The organism is Rossellomorea marisflavi, assembly GCF_001274775.1.
Lineage (GTDB): Bacteria > Bacillota > Bacilli > Bacillales > Bacillaceae_B > Rossellomorea > Rossellomorea marisflavi.
In genome coordinates this window covers 1,529,203-1,546,846 of sequence record NZ_LGUE01000001.1, presented here as the reverse complement: position 1 = coordinate 1,546,846, position 17,644 = coordinate 1,529,203, and the positions used below count along the sequence as shown (strand labels likewise).

Genomic DNA, 17,644 nt, shown 5'->3' with positions numbered 1-17,644 from the left:
TAGGGGATGCAGGATGTATTTCTCTTATCAAATGAACGATGGTAAGGTAAAATAGATACAACTTTAAAAATAAAAGAGGTACGAATAATGAATACATACACATTACTTGAAAGCATGAAGATGAAAACGATATATGGAGAACTGCCTGAAGAGGTGAACGGAATCTTCGTGGATTCCAGGAAAGTGACGGAAGGCAGCGTATTCGTCTGTACAAAGGGATACACAGTCGACGGACATGATTTTGCACAAGGGGCAGTTGAGAAAGGTGCCCGTCTCATCATTGCAGAAAAGCGCCTCGATATCGATGAGTCCAAAGCGGCCCTTGTCGTTGTGAAGGATTCCTTCAAGGCACTGGCGCTCCTTTCCAACAAGTACTATGATTATCCATCACAGAAGATGAATATGTTCGGTATTACGGGCACGAACGGCAAAACGACGGTGACCAATCTCATCCATTCGATCCTGAAGCGTGATGGTCAACGATCGGCACTGTCCGGGACCATCGGATTCAATCTGGATGGTGAGCTCTTCCCCAGTGAAAATACGACATGTGATAACCTTACGAATCAGCAGATGATCCGGGAAGCACTCGATAAGGGGATAGACAACTTCACACTTGAAGTATCCTCTCACGGCCTCACACTCGGCCGCCTGTGGGGAGTGGACTTCGACGTAGTGGCCTTTACGAATCTAAGTCATGACCATCTTGATTATCATGGGACGATGGAACATTATGGATATGCAAAAGGGCTATTATTCTCCCAGTTGGGGCAAACGCTGGATAAGCCTAAATATGTCGTCTTGAATGCAGATGAAGAATGGTATGAGCGATACAGTAATATGACCGCCCATGAAGTCATCAGCTATGGTATTGACGCACATGCCGACTTCAAGGCTGAGAACGTCGAGTACTATAACGATAAAACGACGTTCAACCTCCGATCCCCTGAAGGAGTGTCTGAGGTCGAGATGAAGCTTCTTGGCCGGTTCAACGTTTATAATGCGTTGACAGCCATGGCCTCACTGTTCGCAAAAGGAATGAAGGTCGAACGGATCGTTGAAATCTTCCGTGACCTCCCGCCGGTGGACGGACGGATGCAAAAAGTAGAGATGGAAGCACCTTTATCGGTCTACATCGACTATGCCCATACACCGGATGCCATTGAAAAAGCGATCGAATCCGTCATGCCCTTCAAAGAAAACAAAATCATCTTCCTTGTCGGTACGGGTGGAAACCGCGATAAGTCGAAACGCCCGACGATGGCAGAAAAAGCCTCGATTGCCGACTATGTGATCCTGACGACGGATGACCCAAGATTCGAGGAATATGATAGCATCCTTAAGGACCTGGAGAAAGGCATGCAGCATGATCAATATGCCCTGATCGGGGACAGAGGCGAAGCCGTCAAGCATGCCATTGAGGTATCTGAACCAGGTGATATCATCATCTTCGCAGGAAAAGGGCATGAAGACTACCAAATCATTGAAAACACCAAATATCCGCATAGTGACAAACAGATTGCCATAGACGAGAGCCGTACCAAGTACGTGAATCATTCATGAAAAAAAAACGGCCGGGAATCACTCCCCGGCCGGTTTTTTGCATGGAAAAAGGGTTCCCCCATAGGGAACCCTTAAACGGTACGAAAGAGATTAGACAAACATTCCGGCGATTGCCGCACTGAGAAGGGATGCGAGAGCGCCGGCAAGGACTGCACGTAACCCCAATTTGGCGATCTCAGGACGACGATTCGGTGCTAAGTTACCCAGTCCGCCAAGAAGGATTCCAAGAGAAGATACGTTGGCGAAACCACAAAGGGCGAAGGAAATGATCGCAACCGCTTTGTCAGATAGGTCACCAAGTACAGGGGCAAAATTGGAATACGCAACGAATTCGTTGATCACGAGCTTTTGACCGATGAAATTACCTGCCGTGACCGCTTCGCTCCAAGGCACACCGATCGCCCATGCAAGTGGAGCGAAGACATAGCCCAGGATCAGCTCAAGGGTAAGGTCGGAATAACCGAATACTCCCCCAATCAAGCCGAGGATTCCATTAATCAAAGCGACAAGCGCAATGAACGCTAGCAACATCGCCCCAATATTCAAGGCAAGCTGCAACCCTACGCTTGCCCCTTTGGCAGCTGCATCGATGACGTTGGCAGAATCAGAGTCTGCTTCCATTTTGAAGCTGTCAGGTTCAGGCGTATCATCAGTTTCAGGGACGAATAGCTTGGCCATGACGAGTCCTGCAGGTGCAGCCATGAAGCTTGCGGCTAGCAGGTACTCGAGAGGCACGCCTAAAAGGGAATAGCCCACGAGGACGGACCCTGCAACGGAAGCCAGTCCACCTGTCATGACGGCGAAAAGTTCAGACTTTGTCATAGTAGAAAGGTAAGGCTTGACCACAAGCGGAGCTTCCGTCTGTCCTACGAAGATATTGGCCGCGGCTGAAAGGGATTCAGCTTTCCGGGTACCAAGAAGCTTCGAAAGCGCTCCTCCGATGATTTTGATGAAGAACTGCATGATATTCAGGTAGTACAATACGGAGATGAGAGCCGAGAAGAAAATAACGACTGGAAGCACATTGAAAGCAAACACGTAGCCTATCCCGGATTTTTCAGTGAATAACCCACCGAATAAGAAATTAATCCCTTCATTGGAATAGTTGATGATTTCATTGATTCCAAGAGTTAGCCACTTGAGTCCACTTTGGCCCCACGATGTTTCCAATACAAGGAAGGCAAAAATGATCTGTATGATGAGCCCGCCGATCACGCTCCGATAGTTGATGCGCTTTTTATCGGATGAGAAGAGAAAGCCGATTCCCAACACAACTAAAATTCCAAAAATCCCCCATAAATACTGCATTCTGTCACCTCTTAATAGTATGTTTTTCTGGTTGTTCGGTTTTTTATTTTACAGTTCTTTCAGAAGTCTGACAACCACCAATTTTCAAGAAGTACGTACATCTGTGTAGGTTAGTGTGCACATATATAGCGTTTTCATGAAAAGGCATACATAATCCAGGTGAGATAAAAACTTTTTGGGGATAATGGAAGGAAAAGGTATTCCTGTAGTGTGGAAATGGAACTGAACATCAGAGATTTATTGCAAAGTAACTATAGAAAGAATATGATGGGAAAGTGAGTACGACAAGAAAGGAAAGAACTAATGAAAATAGACATTATTGAAGAAGTAAAATCAAGACGTACATTTGCGATCATATCCCATCCGGATGCCGGTAAAACCACTCTGACAGAGCAACTGCTGCTGTTCGGGGGAGCCATCCGCGCAGCGGGGACGGTCAAAGGGAAAAAGACCGGGAAGTATGCCACATCCGACTGGATGGAAATTGAAAAGCAGCGGGGCATCTCGGTCACAAGTTCCGTCATGGCCTTCGACTATAACGATTTCCGCGTCAACATCCTTGATACCCCTGGTCACCAGGATTTCTCCGAAGATACGTACCGGACCCTCATGGCCGTTGATAGTGCCGTGATGATCATCGATTCCGCGAAAGGGATCGAGGCACAGACGCTTAAGCTGTTCAAAGTGTGCCGCATGAGAGGGATTCCGATCTTCACTTTCATCAATAAACTTGACCGCCAGGGACGCGAACCGTTGGAACTGTTGGAAGAGCTCGAAGAAGTACTGGGCATCCAATCGTACCCAATGAACTGGCCGATCGGAATGGGAAAAGAATTCCTCGGTATTTATGATCGTTTCCATAATCGCATCGAACAATTCCGTGTCGAGGAAGATGATCGTTTCATTTCCCTTAACGACGAAGGAGAGATTGCCGGTGAACATCCACTGACTGAAAGCGGCTTGTATCAGCAGGCCCTTGAGGACATCCTTCTATTGAACGAAGCAGGGAATGAATTCTCGAAGGACCGGATTGCCTCAGGAGAACTCTCTCCTGTATTCTTCGGCAGTGCTTTGACGAACTTCGGGGTACAGACATTCCTAGAAACGTATCTGCAGTTCGCCCCGTCGCCTCAACCTCGAAATTCGGATGCAGGGGAAATTGAACCGACAGCAGAAGAATTCTCCGGTTTCGTATTCAAGATCCAAGCGAATATGAACCCTGCCCACCGCGACAGGATCGCCTTCGTACGGATTTGCTCAGGTCAGTTCGAGCGTGGGATGACGGTCAATCTGCCTCGAACAGGCAAGCCGATCAAGCTCAGTCAATCGACCCAATTCCTTGCAGATGATCGAAGCACCGTCAATGAAGCGGTCAGCGGGGACATCATAGGGGTATACGATACGGGGACCTATCAGATCGGAGATACCCTTGTACAAGGGAAGAAGAACTTCCAGTACGAAAAACTGCCACAGTTCACCCCTGAATTATTCGTGCGGGTGACGGCGAGGAACGTCATGAAGCAGAAGCACTTCCAAAAAGGGATCCTCCAGCTTGTCCAGGAAGGGGCCATCCAGTACTACAAAACGCGTACAGAGGATATCATCCTGGGGGCTGTCGGACAGCTTCAGTTCGAAGTATTCGAGCACCGGATGAAGAATGAGTACAATGTAGATGTGAAGATGGAATCCGTCGGATCCAAAATCGCACGCTGGATCGAGAACGAGGAAGATGTGAAGGACACAATGTCCAGTCAGCGAAGCATGTTGGTGAAGGATCGCCATGGTCAAATGGTCTTCTTGTTCGAAAATGACTTTGCCATGAGATGGTTCCAAGATAAACACCCTGAAATCAAATTGTATAGCTTGCTCTAAGAAAAAAAGCCGCAGCCTGTTGCTGCGGCTTTTTTGCGTACCTGAATCGTGCAGATAGTGAAATGAAGAAGGGGTAAATGGACTTATGTTAAAGGGTGGATGCAGACGGAAATGAATATTTTTCAACATATAAAGTGAAAAAACTGGCTTTATATAGGTAAAAAGATTTAGTATTGAAGGAAAGACTTGTGAAATGAGGGAGACATATGAAAACCACGTGCATCCATTGCGGTGTGACCATGCAGTATGAATCCAAAGGACAATTGAATGTACCATCGATCGGGCAAACGTTCGTCTATCGGTCCAAGGAAGAGTTGGAGGGGGTGGCGAAGTCACTTGCTGATCATTCCAATGAAATTCTGGTTCATCTGAATGGAAATCACCAGATGACTGCATCTGAACTCGACTACCGGCTTAAATATGAAGAGATCGTCACGTTGATCCAGTCTGAAACATTCATCAGCCATCTCCAACCTATTATCAATATCGCATCTGGGGAAATTTACGGATATGAATCATTATTGAGGAGTAATTCAAGGGCACTGAATCCTGGACTTTTATTCAAAGCAGCATCCCTTACAGGCTTCCACTCCATGCTTGATCAGAAAGCGAGGCGAGCAGCCATTGAAGCGAAGAGTAAGTACGTTCCACGTGGAGTGAAGAGCTTTATCAATTTCCTCCCATCCACCATCTACAATCCGGAATTTTGTTTGCGTCACACATTCCAGATTGTGGAAGATTTTGGGGTCGACCCGAATGATCTTGTGTTCGAAGTCGTAGAAACCGAGAAAATCGAAGACATTGATCATTTGAAAAAGGTATTGAATGTATATAAAAGAGAAGGGATGAGGGTGGCACTCGACGATGTGGGCTCTGGATTTGCAGATCCTGAACTCCTAACCCTCCTTAATCCAGATTATGTAAAAATCGACCGCTCCTACATTGATCATTGTGATGAAAATCCAGACAAGCAGGCCTTTTTACGGAAAATTATCCATCTGGCACGCGATCGAGGCATCACGGTGCTCGGGGAAGGAATCGAGAGAAAAGAAGAACTCGATTATTGCCGCAGCATCGGCATCGATCTTGCTCAAGGCTATTTTATTGGGAAGCCCATGGAGCGTCCGTTGATTCCTTCATTCACTTTTGATTGACAAAAATCAAAACCGTGATAAAATACTCATATATTACTTTAGTGCTTAAAAGCGTTTAAGGAAAATAGTGAGAGTGAACGATCTTGAACCAGCATAGTAGGTTGAAGGGAACAGCAATCAGAGATCAGGCGGTTTGGTGAAAGCCTTGAGTTCCTTTTAAGTGAATTACACTGCTTCTGGAGGGAAACCTCTAAAAAGGGATCGGAAAGATAAAGTGGGGATGGCCCCTTAGGTGTTATACGCTAAAGGCCGTTCCAATTAGGGTGGTACCGCGGAGAGCTCTTCGTCCCTATTTCAGGGAGAGGGTTCTTTTTTTCGTCCCTTCCCGCAAACAGCATAGATAAGGAAGTGACACACGTTGAACAAACATATTTCAAACACACCGAAAGTCTGGGAAGCGGCCTTCATCCTCATCATTGTTTTATCGATGATCGGTACGTTTCTTATCAAACTGGAGACGGTCCCTCATATTCCGATTGCCGTTGCCCTCATCCTTCTCATCATTTACGGATTGGCCAGAAAGGTCACCTTTAAATCAATAGAGGAAGGGATGCTCTCGGGCATTCAAGGTGGCCTGGGTGCCATTCTCCTGTTCATATTCATCGGGATGCTCGTGGGGAGCTGGTTAACAAGCGGTACGATCCAAACGATCATGTATGGTGGATTTTCATTCCTCACCCCCGCTTATTTTTATGCCATTGCCTTTTTGATTACCGCTCTTTGTGGAGTGATTGTTGGTAGCTCCTTGACTACAGCGGCAACGATCGGTGTCGCCATCATCGGGATTTCTGAAACCATGGGATTATCCATGGGGATCACAGCAGGGGCCATCGTTTCCGGTGCGTTTTTCGGGGATAAGATGTCACCATTATCCGATACCACGAATCTTGCATCTTCCGTCGTAAAGGTGGACCTTTTTGAACACATTAGGAATATGGCTTGGACCACGATCCCCGCCTTCATCATTTCATTGATATTGTTTGCCGTTTTGTCACCTAACGGAAAGAGTGCAGGTCTTGGTGATCTGGATGCCCTAAAACAGGCATTAGGAGAAACGGGGGTTATCCATTGGTACAGTCTGATCCCGTTGCTCCTCCTTGTCGTCATGGTGATGATGAAGGTTCCCGCTTTGCTGACGCTTGCCATCAACATTGTCGTGTCAACCTGTCTGGCCTTCATTCACGGAATGTTGGGTGGAAAGGCCATCTTGAATGCGTTGTTCTCCGGATATGTTTCAAAGTCCGGAAATGAAGCCCTTGATGCCCTGTTAACAAGGGGCGGAATCGACAGCATGATGTTTACCATTGGCCTTGTCATCCTTTCTTTGAGCCTTGGGGGACTTCTATTCAAGCTGGGGATCATACCTGTCCTCTTGGAGAAGGTCAGCTCCATCCTTCAGTCTGCGAGCAGGACAATCTTTACTACGGCCTTGACGGCAATCGGATTGAATTTTGCCATTGGGGAGCAATACCTATCCATCTTGTTGACGGGAGAAGCATTCCAGGAGCAGTATAAAAAAATCGGGCTTCATCCGAAGAATCTTTCCAGGACCCTTGAAGATGCAGGAACGGTCATCAACGCACTTGTTCCATGGGGAGTGAGTGGCATCTTCATTGCAGAGGTGCTAGGTGTACCGACACTCACCTATCTTCCGTTTGCATTCTTCTGCCTTCTGTCTCCCATTCTGACCATTCTATTCGGCTTCACGGGTTGGACGATTACGAAAACTGACGGAAAAACCGCTGAGCGTTAATGCTCAGCGGTTTTTTTTAGCTCATGTCCATACCAGTCGAAAAGCTTCTTACCTAGAAGAAGCATGGCGATATGGAAAAGGGGTAACGTGAAGATCCCACCCATTCCACGAATTGCAAGGAAATTGAAATGAATCAGTCCATAATCGAGGGTCATCAGGATCAATAAGGTGATCCAGAACGCCCCGGTACTGTTTGGGCGATAAAAGATATTCAGGGTGTAAAGGTAATTGCATACCCACGAATAAATGCTGTTCCCCGTAATGGAATTCCTCATTTCGTCTGAAAAGAGGGACAAGGGGATTTTGTAAAGATCAAGCAATGGAGATAAAATCCATGAAATGGAAAGAGTTAGTACAGACAGTGAAAAATAGAGCGTGATAAAATGAAGTTTTTCCAACCCCGGGTCTGCCATCCTCATCCACCATTTCTTTGAAAGGTAAGCCCCGAGAAGGAGGAATATGCTCGTATAGATGCTTTTCCACCAGAAATGTTGGTATATGCCTACTGATACGAACCAAGTTTCAATGAAGTAAAAGAGCGCGATGATAAGCAGGATCCAGCCGAACTTCAAACGCTTGACGGCGATGACGGTCAGGGAAATAGGCACTGAAAACGCTTGGGAGCTTATGGAACCGAGGACGCTGTCATTATATTGATTGGAAAGGATGGCGGGATCGTATTCATAGCTTCCACCGAGTATGAAAATAAGGAACTCAAACACATAAGCCAATCCAGAGATGAAAAGCCAGAAGACGATGATCCTACCGGCTTGATCCCGATTTGTCATCATGAGGAACCCGAGGACCATCAATGAAAGTATGACGAGAATCAAAAACGGGAGGGAATTGGTCATCATTCGTTCTCCTTACATGAGAGGTTATGTGTATTGTTTGCAGAAAGATAGGAATTATGACGATAGGCGCACAATATGATGCAGTGGCATCTTATAGATTGAAGGATTTTCCTTTACCCTTTATAGTTGATACTATCAACAAGATAATAGAGAAAGGGGAAAGACACCGTTTGAAAATAAGTGATTTTTCCATACGTAGACCGGTATTCACAATCGTCACCATGATCCTGATCCTGATTCTAGGAGGGGTATCCCTGTCCAGGATCCCCCTTAAGCTGATCCCGGATCTTAATCCACCTGTCGGAGTGGTCGTAACATCGTACCCAGGGGCAGGACCACAGGAAGTGGTGGAAAAAGTAACGAAGCCCCTTGAAGAAAGCCTTTCCACACTGCCTGGGTTGAAAAACGTCCAATCGACTGCGCAAGAAGGATCGAATTTCATCCTTATGGAGTTCTCATGGTCCACATCCATTGAAGATATCGAGAATGATGTGCTGCAGCGGATCGATCAGGCACCGCTACCGGACGAAGCGGAAAAGCCGAGATTCCTCAAATTCGACCCGGCCCAATTCCCCATCATCCAGTTTTCACTGAAAGCGGATGGGGATAGTAATGCCCTTCGGACGTTGGCGGAGCGGATGAAGCTCGAACTCAACCGTGTACCAGGAGTCGCCAACGTAAATGTCACGGGTTCGTTTGAAGATGAAATCACCGTCAATCTTGATCAGGAAGCTCTTGAGAAAAAAGGGCTGAGCCAGAATGATGTCGTGAATACCCTTCGCAGCAATAACATCACATCTCCGGGAGATACAATCGATACGGACGGGAAGACACTCACGACACGCGTCATGAGTGAACTGAAGTCCGTGAAGGAAATCAAAGAACTCACCGTAACGGTCAATCCCAAAACGGGCAAGAACGTTCCCCTTTCCGATGTGGCAGAAGTGGAAATGAAACCGGTGGATGATAATACATACACCCGGGCCGATCAAGAGTCCGCCGTGCTGTTCAGCGTGCTTCAACAATCGGATGCCAATACTGCTACGGTGTCAAAGGCATTCCAGAAGGAATTGGATACCCTTCTCAAACAGGAACAGTATAAAGATGTAGATGCAGAAGTGTTGTTCGACCAAGGAGATTACATCACCGACGCTATCGGAAGCATCACGAATTCCCTTCTTCTCGGCGGCGTGTTTGCCATGATTGTTCTCTTCCTCTTCTTGAGGAATGTCAGAAGTCCTTTGATCGTCGGCGTTTCCATTCCATATTCAGTGGTCGTGACATTTGTTCTGATGTTCTTTGCAGGCTTCAGCCTGAATATCATGACCCTTGGTGCCCTCGCACTCGGTATCGGGATGCTCGTCGACAACTCGATTGTCGTCATTGAAAACATCTACAGACACCTTTCCATGGGGAAATCACGGAAACAGGCAGCCAGTGAAGGTGCAAAGGAAGTGGGAGGAGCCATCACTGCTTCGACTCTGACAACTGTCGCGGTCTTCCTTCCCGTCGTGTTCATTTCCGGACTCATAGGGGAAATCTTCACTGAATTCGCCTTGACGATATCCTTCAGCCTCTTCGCCTCACTCGTAGTGGCCCTTACCGTTGTACCGATGATGGCAAGCCACATGCTGAAGGAGCCGAAAGGGAACCTTGAAGCAAGAAGAAGAAGATCGAAGTCCCGCAGCCGGTTCAAGCGATCGGTGGAGTGGACCCTGTCCCATCGAACCATTGTCCTCCTGGCTACCCTTATCCTGCTCGGCATGAGCAGCTGGGGAGCCACAAAGGTTGGTACGGAATTCCTGCCGGCAACAGATGAAGGATTCTTCACCATGAGGGTAGAACTCGAGAACGGTTCTTCGGTCAATGAAACGAATGCAGTAGTCAAAGCGATCGAAGAAAAACTTGAAAACGAAACGAACGTACAGACAGCTGTCAGCCTCGTGGGGACTGATCAAGAGCAATCATTCAGGGGAGGCAAGTCAGGGAATATTGCAGAAATTTATGTGAAGATGAAGCCTTTTGACGAACGTGAGCAGTCCATCTTTTCATTTGCCGATGAAGTAAAACCTAAGCTGGAGAAAGCGGCTCAAGAACAAAATGATACGGCAAACATCGTATTCAATCTACAATCCACTTCCGGTTCCAGCCCTCAGACCCTTACCTTCAATCTGAGAGATACAAATGAGAAGCGGCTGGATAATGGAGTTGAAAAGCTTCAAAAGAAATTAGAAGGCATGGATGACATAAACGAAGTCACGACCGATCGCATGGAAACGATCAAAGAAGTCCAGATGAAGGTTGACCGCGGGAAGGCACTCGATCAAGGACTCGCTCCTTCCCAAATCGGCTCGTTGGTTCAGGATGTGACCAGAGGGGTAACGGCTACACAGATCGTCACGGAGGATTCAGAAGTCGTGAGCGTATTTGTTAAATATGACCGTGACATCACCGAAAACCTGGATTCGTTGAAGAAACTCCTGATTCCTAATGGTCAGGGGAAATTCATCAAACTTGATTCTGTCGTTGATTTCTCTATTGAAGACGGACCGGTGAGCATCAAACGGATCGATCAGCAGTCGGCTGTTCAATTCACGGTCAATTATTCTTCTGGTACGAACCTCGGAACGATATCCAATAAGGTGGAAAAGGAAATCGACAAGCTCGATCTTCCTGATGAAACCCAAGTATCCTTCTCTGGGGAAAAAGAGCTTCTTGACGATTCAATCAATGATATGATCCTCGCCCTTTTATTGGCTCTTGTCTTGGTATACATAGTCATGGCGGCTCAGTTTGAATCATTCAAGTATCCGTTCGTTATCATGTTCACGGTTCCGCTCATGGTCATCGGAGTCGCACTGGCCCTATTCCTGACGGATACCCCAATCAGCGTTCCCGCCGTGATCGGTGTGATCATACTTGCAGGTATTGTCGTGAACAACGCCATCGTCATCGTTGATTACATCAAACAGCGCAAGGAAGACGGGATGGGGAGCTTTGAAGCCATTGTCACATCTGCACAGGACCGGATCCGCCCGATACTCATGACGGCGTTAACGACGATCCTTGGACTGGTGCCTCTTGCCCTTGGGTTGGGTGAAGGGACGGAAATCAATCAGCCAATGGCCATTGCCGTAATTGGAGGGTTACTCACCAGTACGCTTCTGACGGTGTACATCATTCCTGTCATCTACAGCCTATTCGATAAAGAGACACGAAGAAGAGCATCAAGGAAAAGAATGGATTAAGTAATGGAGCCGGACCCTCAAAGGGTTCGGTTTTTTTGCTGGCAAAGGATTCGTAGCGCTCTGAACGGTGAACGACAAGAGCGACCGAATTGAGGTGTGCTGACATATTTGGAGTGAGATTGGTCACAATAGGGGGAGAAGAAGCTAGGAGGAGTCCAGAATGCCATTTTCCATCCATCACCCATTACCAGTGAACGTGAGGCAGATGCCGCGTGAAATCATCCATTACAAAACTTGAAGCCATTCTTTGGAGCATTGCACTTCCTGGCTTTCCTCAGCTTCTAGTCGGATTGTGGTTCAAAGGGGCGCTTCTGGTCCTTTTAGAAATTTTCATCAATGTCATGAGCGACTTCAACCTGGCCATCATGTACAGTTTTTTGGGTGAGACGGAAAAAGCCGCTGGGGTCATCGATTATCAATGGTTGATGTTTTATCCGTGTCTATACATGTTTGCGATGTGGGATGCGTATAAAATTGCTTCAAATCAAAAGGAAAAACTCAGCTATCTTCCGTTTGTTTTTTCGGCTTACTTTGTGACGGTTGGCCTGATGGTCTCCCCGAAAGTCCATCTGTTCGGAGCATTCATCGGACCCATTTTCCTTCCGATGCTGTTCGTCATTCCTGGAGTGGCGGCCGGCTTTTTGGTAAGGGCAATCGTGATCCGGTTCACCAGATAAATTTAATTCTTTACTTCCTGTGGGAAATAAGGTACGATTTAGGTATAAAATTTAACGTTTTCTACCTGTCAAAGGGGAGTAGCTATAGGTTCACACCTAAACAAAGTCGTCAGTTCATGGGTTACGCCCATCGGCTTTGTTGGCATATCGATTATGCTAAGCAAGACCTTTGCCTTATTTAGGCAAGGGTCTTTTTCTTTTGATAAAATCCTTGCCTAATGGAAAACTAATCTTATCATTGGGAGGGACTTATAGTATGGATGCATCAATGTTATTAGAGTATGGATGGGTACTTCTCATCCTCATCGGACTGGAAGGAATCCTTGCAGCCGATAATGCAGTCGTAATGGCCGTCATGGTCAAACATCTACCTGAAGAGCAGCGGAAGAAAGCGTTGTTCTATGGGCTGATGGGTGCTTTTATCTTCCGTTTCGCCGCCCTTTTCCTCATCTCATTCCTCGTGAATGTATGGCAGGTGCAGGCAATCGGAGCCATTTATCTGTTCTACGTCGCCATCCATCACTTCATCAAGAAGCGTAAGGGTGAAGGGGCAATCGATAACGCCGAGAACAAAGGTTCAGGTTTCTGGATGACTGTCTTGAAAGTCGAGCTTGCGGATATCGCCTTTGCGGTAGACTCCATGTTGGCCGCTGTGGCCTTGGCCGTAACACTTAGACCAACAGGATGGTTTGAAGTAGGGGGAATCGATGGTGGACAGTTCACCATCATGTTCCTAGGCGGTGTCATCGGTCTTGTGATCATGCGATTCGCTGCTACATGGTTCGTCAAGCTTCTGGAAAAATATCCGACACTCGAATCTGCAGCATTCCTCATCGTAGGCTGGGTCGGCGTGAAGCTTGCCGTGTTCACCCTTGCTCACCCGGATGTCGCGATACTGGATCATCATTTCCCTGAGTCCAAAGTATGGAAGCTGATCTTCTGGACCGTATTGATCATCCTTTCCATCGGCGGATATCTCTTATCGAAGAAGCGGGCAAATGCAGCCCAAACAGGGTCTTGAAAAACAGACTGAGACAAACGTTTCTTAGCCAGAGTAAAAACCGAATTCATCTGCCTGATCGTAGGCAAATGAATTCGGTTTTTTTAGTTGTTTCTTGACCCCTCATAGTTCATTGTTTCAAGACGAAGGCTACTGCGGGAAGAGGAGCTCATGTGAGACCCTGAGGGGGATCACGGGTTACCAGCGGAAAGTGTAGTCTTGCACGGAAATCATACGCGCTATAAAGAACCTAGAGTATTCCTGTTCGACATGAAATGGTACCTCTTTAATCTTGTGCAAAGCCCTTTATTACATATGACCCCCTCAAAAACTCCGGATTGTACGAAAATCCTTTAAAGAATCAATCGATTGTTTTCATCATAAGGTTGAATGTCAACCCTTTCCTGTGGGTATATCCTTTGAAACTAGGGTGCTTCTTAGTATAATAGGGTGCAGGATGGAGGGGAACCGATGCTCAATCTATTATTGCTCTCGCTGGTCAAAAGAAAGACGACCATCGAGGAAAAAGCGGTCCGGATCCAAAACGGAGAAGAAGAATTACTTTCAAGTCTGTTGGATGAATACAAGCCATTCATAAAAAAGACGGTATCCTCCGTCTGTAAACGATATATTACCGAGAGCGATGATGAATTCAGCATCGGGTTGATCGCCTTTCACGATGCGATCGTCAAGTACAATGCTGAAAAGGGTTCATCATTCATCAGCTTTTCAGAAGTGATCATCAAGAGGAAGGTCATTGATTATATCCGTAAAAATGGGAAATATCAGGATATTAGCGTGGACATGAACAATACGGACGATGAAGATCTTCCGTCACTTCATATCGAGCAGTTAGCAGCAGTCGATGAGTATCAGAGAAAAGAGGATGCGAGGCTAAGGCGGGAGGAAATCTTGCAGTTCACAAAACAGCTGGAAGAATACAATCTCACCTTTGAAGATCTGATCGATGCTTCACCAAAGCATGAAGACGCACGGATGAATGCCATCAATATCTCCAGGATCGTCGTAAATGAAATGGAATTCAAGGACTACCTGCTGGCGAAAAAGCGTTTACCGATAAAAAAATTAGAAAAGACGGTAAGTGTGAGCAGGAAGACCATAGAACGGAATCGAAAGTACATCATCGCCATGTGTGTGATTCTGATGGGCGATTATGTTTATTTAAAGGATTACTTAAAAGGCAGGTTAGGCTGATGAAAAAAGGGATCATCATGGATATCAAGTCGGATTCCCTCGTTATGATGACCGCTGAAGGGGAGTTCATCAAAGGGAAGAAGCATCCTCATCAACATTATACGATCGGTGAAGAGATCCCCTTTTTTCCAGTAACGGGTGAACGGTTCAATGCAGGACGCCGATCAGGGAGGATGCATTGGAAGGTGCTTCTCGCTTCATGTGCAGTCTTTGCTCTTCTGCTCATCCTGCTTCCAAGCACATTGACCGAGGACAGGAAGGCATATGCCTACGTGTCGCTCGACATCAATCCGAGTCTCGAATTGACACTGGATGAGGAAAAACAGGTGCTTGATATCGTTTCGTACAATGAAGAAGGAGATGAAATCCTATCCTCCCTTCAGAAATGGCGAAACGCAGAAGCAGAGAAGGTTACTGCGAAGATCTTTGATTTATGTGAAGAGATGGGATACTTCACCGACACGGATCACATCTATATGACTTCTTCATTTCCCGAAGAAAAAGATGGAAAAGCGAAAGAGAGCTTTATTAAAAGCATTTATACGATGATCAAAGATGAGAATCAATCGAGACCCGTAACCATCACCTATAAAGAAGCCAGCCGGGAAGAACGGAAAGAGGCTCATGAAAAAGGGGTGACTGCAGGGCACTTGATGAAAGAGGAAGAGAACCCGGTCGACGAAACTCCAGAGCATAAGGTGGAGACGGTGGAACCCGAAGGGGATGACAAACCTTCTGTTCAACCACCGGCCAAAGACAAAACGAAAAATGAAGATGCAGACAGAAGAGAAAATACAGATAAAGAAGAGAAAAAAGAAGTTGCCCCCAGACAAAAAGCAGATCCTCCGGTGAAACAAGATAACGGGAAAAAGGAAGATAACCGCTCAAAAAGAGGTCCCTCCCAGCCTGACAAGTCCGAGGAAAAGCAGGAACGGGGAAACGACAAGCAGGATAAGGCAGGCAAGCAAGGGGAATGGTCACCTCCAGGTCAGCAGGAAAAAAAGAACAAACAGGGCGGCAAACAGAAGGAAGCAGATAAACACGACCGTCGCATGAAGGAAAAAGAAGGTCCAAAAGGGGATAAAAACCCAGGCAAAAGGGGAGAGGACCGGGGCAAGAAGGAAGGCTGGAAAAAGAACCATAAACAAGATGATTAAAGAAAAAGCCGGCAGAAACTGCCGGCTTTTGTTATCCATATTATTTAGTTGATTGTCCAGATAAATGTGATTGAGCTTGTTGTACCAGACGCTTAGTGATTTCTCCGCCAACTGATCCGTTTGAACGGGCTACAGTGTCTGAACCAAGGTTTACACCGAATTCCTGAGCGATTTCATATTTAACTTGATCAAGGTATTGCTCCACACCAGGAACCAATAATTTATTGCTGCTTCGTGCCATGCTTGTCTCCTCCTGTCTATTTGTACTAGAAACAATATGCTTCTGTAAGGATATTATTTGATAAAGGCAGATGTTCATGTGTGGTAAAATTTCGAGGAAGTTGAAGAGTTTGGACGGGTGTATCACACATTTGAATTTCAGGTACACTATTATTTAAGGTTTTCCTTTCAATCTCGGGTGGAATTCTTTAAGATAAGGTAGGTAACACCATATTGGAAAGGAAACGACGCTATGTGGCTCAAACTCAAATTACATATAAGCAAATTAACACCAACGCGTGTGATCGTCACCTACTACTTATTGGCCATCACCCTTTCAACCCTATTGCTGAGCCTGCCCGTGGCTCATAAAAGAGGGGCGGATTGGAGTTTCATCGATGCGCTGTTCACTGCTGTCAGTGCCGTAAGCGTGACGGGGTTGTCCGTTGTCAGTACGCCCGATACGTTCAACACATTGGGGATTTTCATTCTGATCTTTGTCCTCCAGTTCGGGGGTATCGGCATCATGACCCTCGGGACCTTTTTCTGGTTGTTGTTGGGGAAGCGGATCGGACTCAAAGAAAGGCAGCTGATCATGACCGATCAGAATCAGATGAATCTGTCGGGATTGGTGAATCTGCTCAAGCAGATCCTCCTGTTGGTCATCCTTATCGAAATCGTGGGAGCCGTTGTGTTGGGAACCTATTTCTTAAGTTATTATCCATCTTGGCAGGAAGCATATATGCACGGGTTATTCGCATCCGTCAGTGCCACCACCAATGCCGGTTTCGACATAACCGGACAATCCTTCATACCATTCAAGCATGATTATTTTGTACAGGTGATCACCGTGCTTTTGATCACCTTAGGGGCCATTGGGTTCCCTGTATTGATCGAGGTCAAGAATTTCATCATGAATAAAGAGAAAAAACGGCATCATTTTTCTTTGTTCACAAAAATCACCACCACGACATTCGGGCTCTTGCTCATCGTGGGTACCCTCTTGATCATCGTGATGGAATTCAATCACTTTTTCCAAGGGATGAGCTGGCATGAAGCATTCTTCTATGCGTTCTTCCAGTCGGCATCGACAAGGAGCGGTGGACTCGCCACCATGAACCTTGCCGAATTTTCACTTCCGACGCTCATGATGCTGAGCGGGATGATGTTCATCGGTGCCTCTCCAAGTTCCGTCGGAGGGGGGATCAGGACCACGACCTTCGCGTTGAACCTTTTATTCCTTTATCATTTTGCCAAAGGGAATCAGACCATCAAGATCTTCCGGAGGGAAATCCACCAGCAGGACGTACTGAAATCCCTGGTCGTCACCATGGTGGCAGTGCTGCTATGCTTCACCTCTGTGATCATTTTGACCATCACGGAAGATCATACCCTTATTGAAATCATCTTTGAAGTTTGTTCTGCCTTCGGAACAACTGGATTATCACTTGGGATCACCCCGGATTTGAGCGCCATAGGCAAATGTGTCATCATGATCCTCATGTTCATCGGACGGGTAGGGATCCTTTCATTCCTGTTCATGATCGGCGGTAAAGAGAAAAAAGCAAATTATCATTATCCGAAAGAACGTCTGATCATCGGTTGATGCTGAAGACGCTCTTGG

The 17,644-nt window shown here is 46.5% G+C and carries 13 protein-coding genes and 1 riboswitch; of the genes, 10 read left to right on the top strand and 3 right to left on the bottom strand.

What is annotated here, in order from left to right:
- The first annotated feature begins 87 nt into the window (after positions 1-87).
- Positions 88-1,563 (top strand): UDP-N-acetylmuramoyl-L-alanyl-D-glutamate--2,6-diaminopimelate ligase, encoded by a 1,476-nt coding sequence (locus AF331_RS07700; RefSeq protein WP_053427500.1) that lies wholly within the window; start codon positions 88-90, stop codon positions 1,561-1,563.
- Between the two features lie 90 nt (positions 1,564-1,653).
- On the opposite strand, the gene AF331_RS07695 is transcribed toward AF331_RS07700, so the two are convergent.
- Positions 1,654-2,871, bottom strand: a complete 1,218-nt coding sequence (locus tag AF331_RS07695; protein WP_053427499.1) for a NupC/NupG family nucleoside CNT transporter — start codon at positions 2,869-2,871, stop codon at positions 1,654-1,656.
- Positions 2,872-3,174: 303 nt separating this feature from the next.
- Between AF331_RS07695 and AF331_RS07690 the strand changes: the two genes are divergently transcribed.
- The 3 genes from AF331_RS07690 to nhaC all read left to right on the top strand — a co-directional run bounded on the left by AF331_RS07690 (position 3,175) and on the right by nhaC (position 7,650).
- Positions 3,175-4,743, top strand: coding sequence for a peptide chain release factor 3 (locus AF331_RS07690; RefSeq protein ID WP_053427498.1), 1,569 nt, complete (start codon positions 3,175-3,177; stop codon positions 4,741-4,743).
- A 206-nt stretch (positions 4,744-4,949) separates the two neighbouring features.
- The gene (locus AF331_RS07685; protein WP_082346802.1) at positions 4,950-5,897 is read left to right on the top strand and encodes an EAL domain-containing protein; all 948 of its coding nucleotides are present in this window, start codon (positions 4,950-4,952) and stop codon (positions 5,895-5,897) included.
- Between the two features lie 358 nt (positions 5,898-6,255).
- On the top strand, positions 6,256-7,650 hold the full coding sequence (gene nhaC, locus AF331_RS07680; RefSeq protein ID WP_053427497.1) for a Na+/H+ antiporter NhaC: 1,395 nt from the start codon (positions 6,256-6,258) through the stop codon (positions 7,648-7,650).
- Here nhaC and AF331_RS07675 read toward each other — a convergent pair.
- Entirely contained in the window at positions 7,647-8,504 is an 858-nt protein-coding gene (locus AF331_RS07675) for a hypothetical protein (protein ID WP_053427496.1), read from the bottom strand. The genes nhaC and AF331_RS07675 overlap by 4 nt on opposite strands.
- Before the next feature lie 170 nt (positions 8,505-8,674).
- Between AF331_RS07675 and AF331_RS07670 the strand changes: the two genes are divergently transcribed.
- The 5 genes from AF331_RS07670 (at position 8,675) to AF331_RS07650 (ending at position 15,801) form a co-directional block, all read left to right on the top strand.
- Positions 8,675-11,752 (top strand): efflux RND transporter permease subunit, encoded by a 3,078-nt coding sequence (locus tag AF331_RS07670; protein ID WP_053427495.1) that lies wholly within the window; start codon positions 8,675-8,677, stop codon positions 11,750-11,752.
- 212 nt (positions 11,753-11,964) lie between these two features.
- Complete coding sequence (locus tag AF331_RS07665) at positions 11,965-12,429, top strand: hypothetical protein (RefSeq protein ID WP_200908239.1); 465 nt, start codon at positions 11,965-11,967, stop codon at positions 12,427-12,429.
- 61 nt (positions 12,430-12,490) lie between these two features.
- A riboswitch (yybP-ykoY riboswitch) is annotated at positions 12,491-12,587 on the top strand.
- Positions 12,588-12,685: 98 nt separating this feature from the next.
- Entirely contained in the window at positions 12,686-13,450 is a 765-nt protein-coding gene (locus AF331_RS07660) for a TerC family protein (RefSeq protein WP_048004265.1), read from the top strand.
- 450 nt (positions 13,451-13,900) lie between these two features.
- Complete coding sequence (gene sigI / locus AF331_RS07655; protein WP_053427494.1) at positions 13,901-14,644, top strand: RNA polymerase sigma factor SigI; 744 nt, start codon at positions 13,901-13,903, stop codon at positions 14,642-14,644.
- Entirely contained in the window at positions 14,644-15,801 is a 1,158-nt protein-coding gene (locus tag AF331_RS07650; RefSeq protein WP_053427493.1) for an anti-sigma-I factor RsgI family protein, read from the top strand. Before sigI ends, AF331_RS07650 begins: the two co-directional genes overlap by 1 nt.
- Positions 15,802-15,841: 40 nt before the next feature.
- Here AF331_RS07650 and AF331_RS07645 read toward each other — a convergent pair whose 3' ends face one another.
- Positions 15,842-16,042, bottom strand: a complete 201-nt coding sequence (locus tag AF331_RS07645) for an alpha/beta-type small acid-soluble spore protein (protein WP_048004262.1) — start codon at positions 16,040-16,042, stop codon at positions 15,842-15,844.
- A gap of 231 nt (positions 16,043-16,273) precedes the next feature.
- Between AF331_RS07645 and AF331_RS07640 the strand changes: the two genes are divergently transcribed.
- Entirely contained in the window at positions 16,274-17,626 is a 1,353-nt protein-coding gene (locus AF331_RS07640; RefSeq protein ID WP_053427492.1) for a TrkH family potassium uptake protein, read from the top strand.
- Positions 17,627-17,644 lie beyond the last annotated feature (18 nt).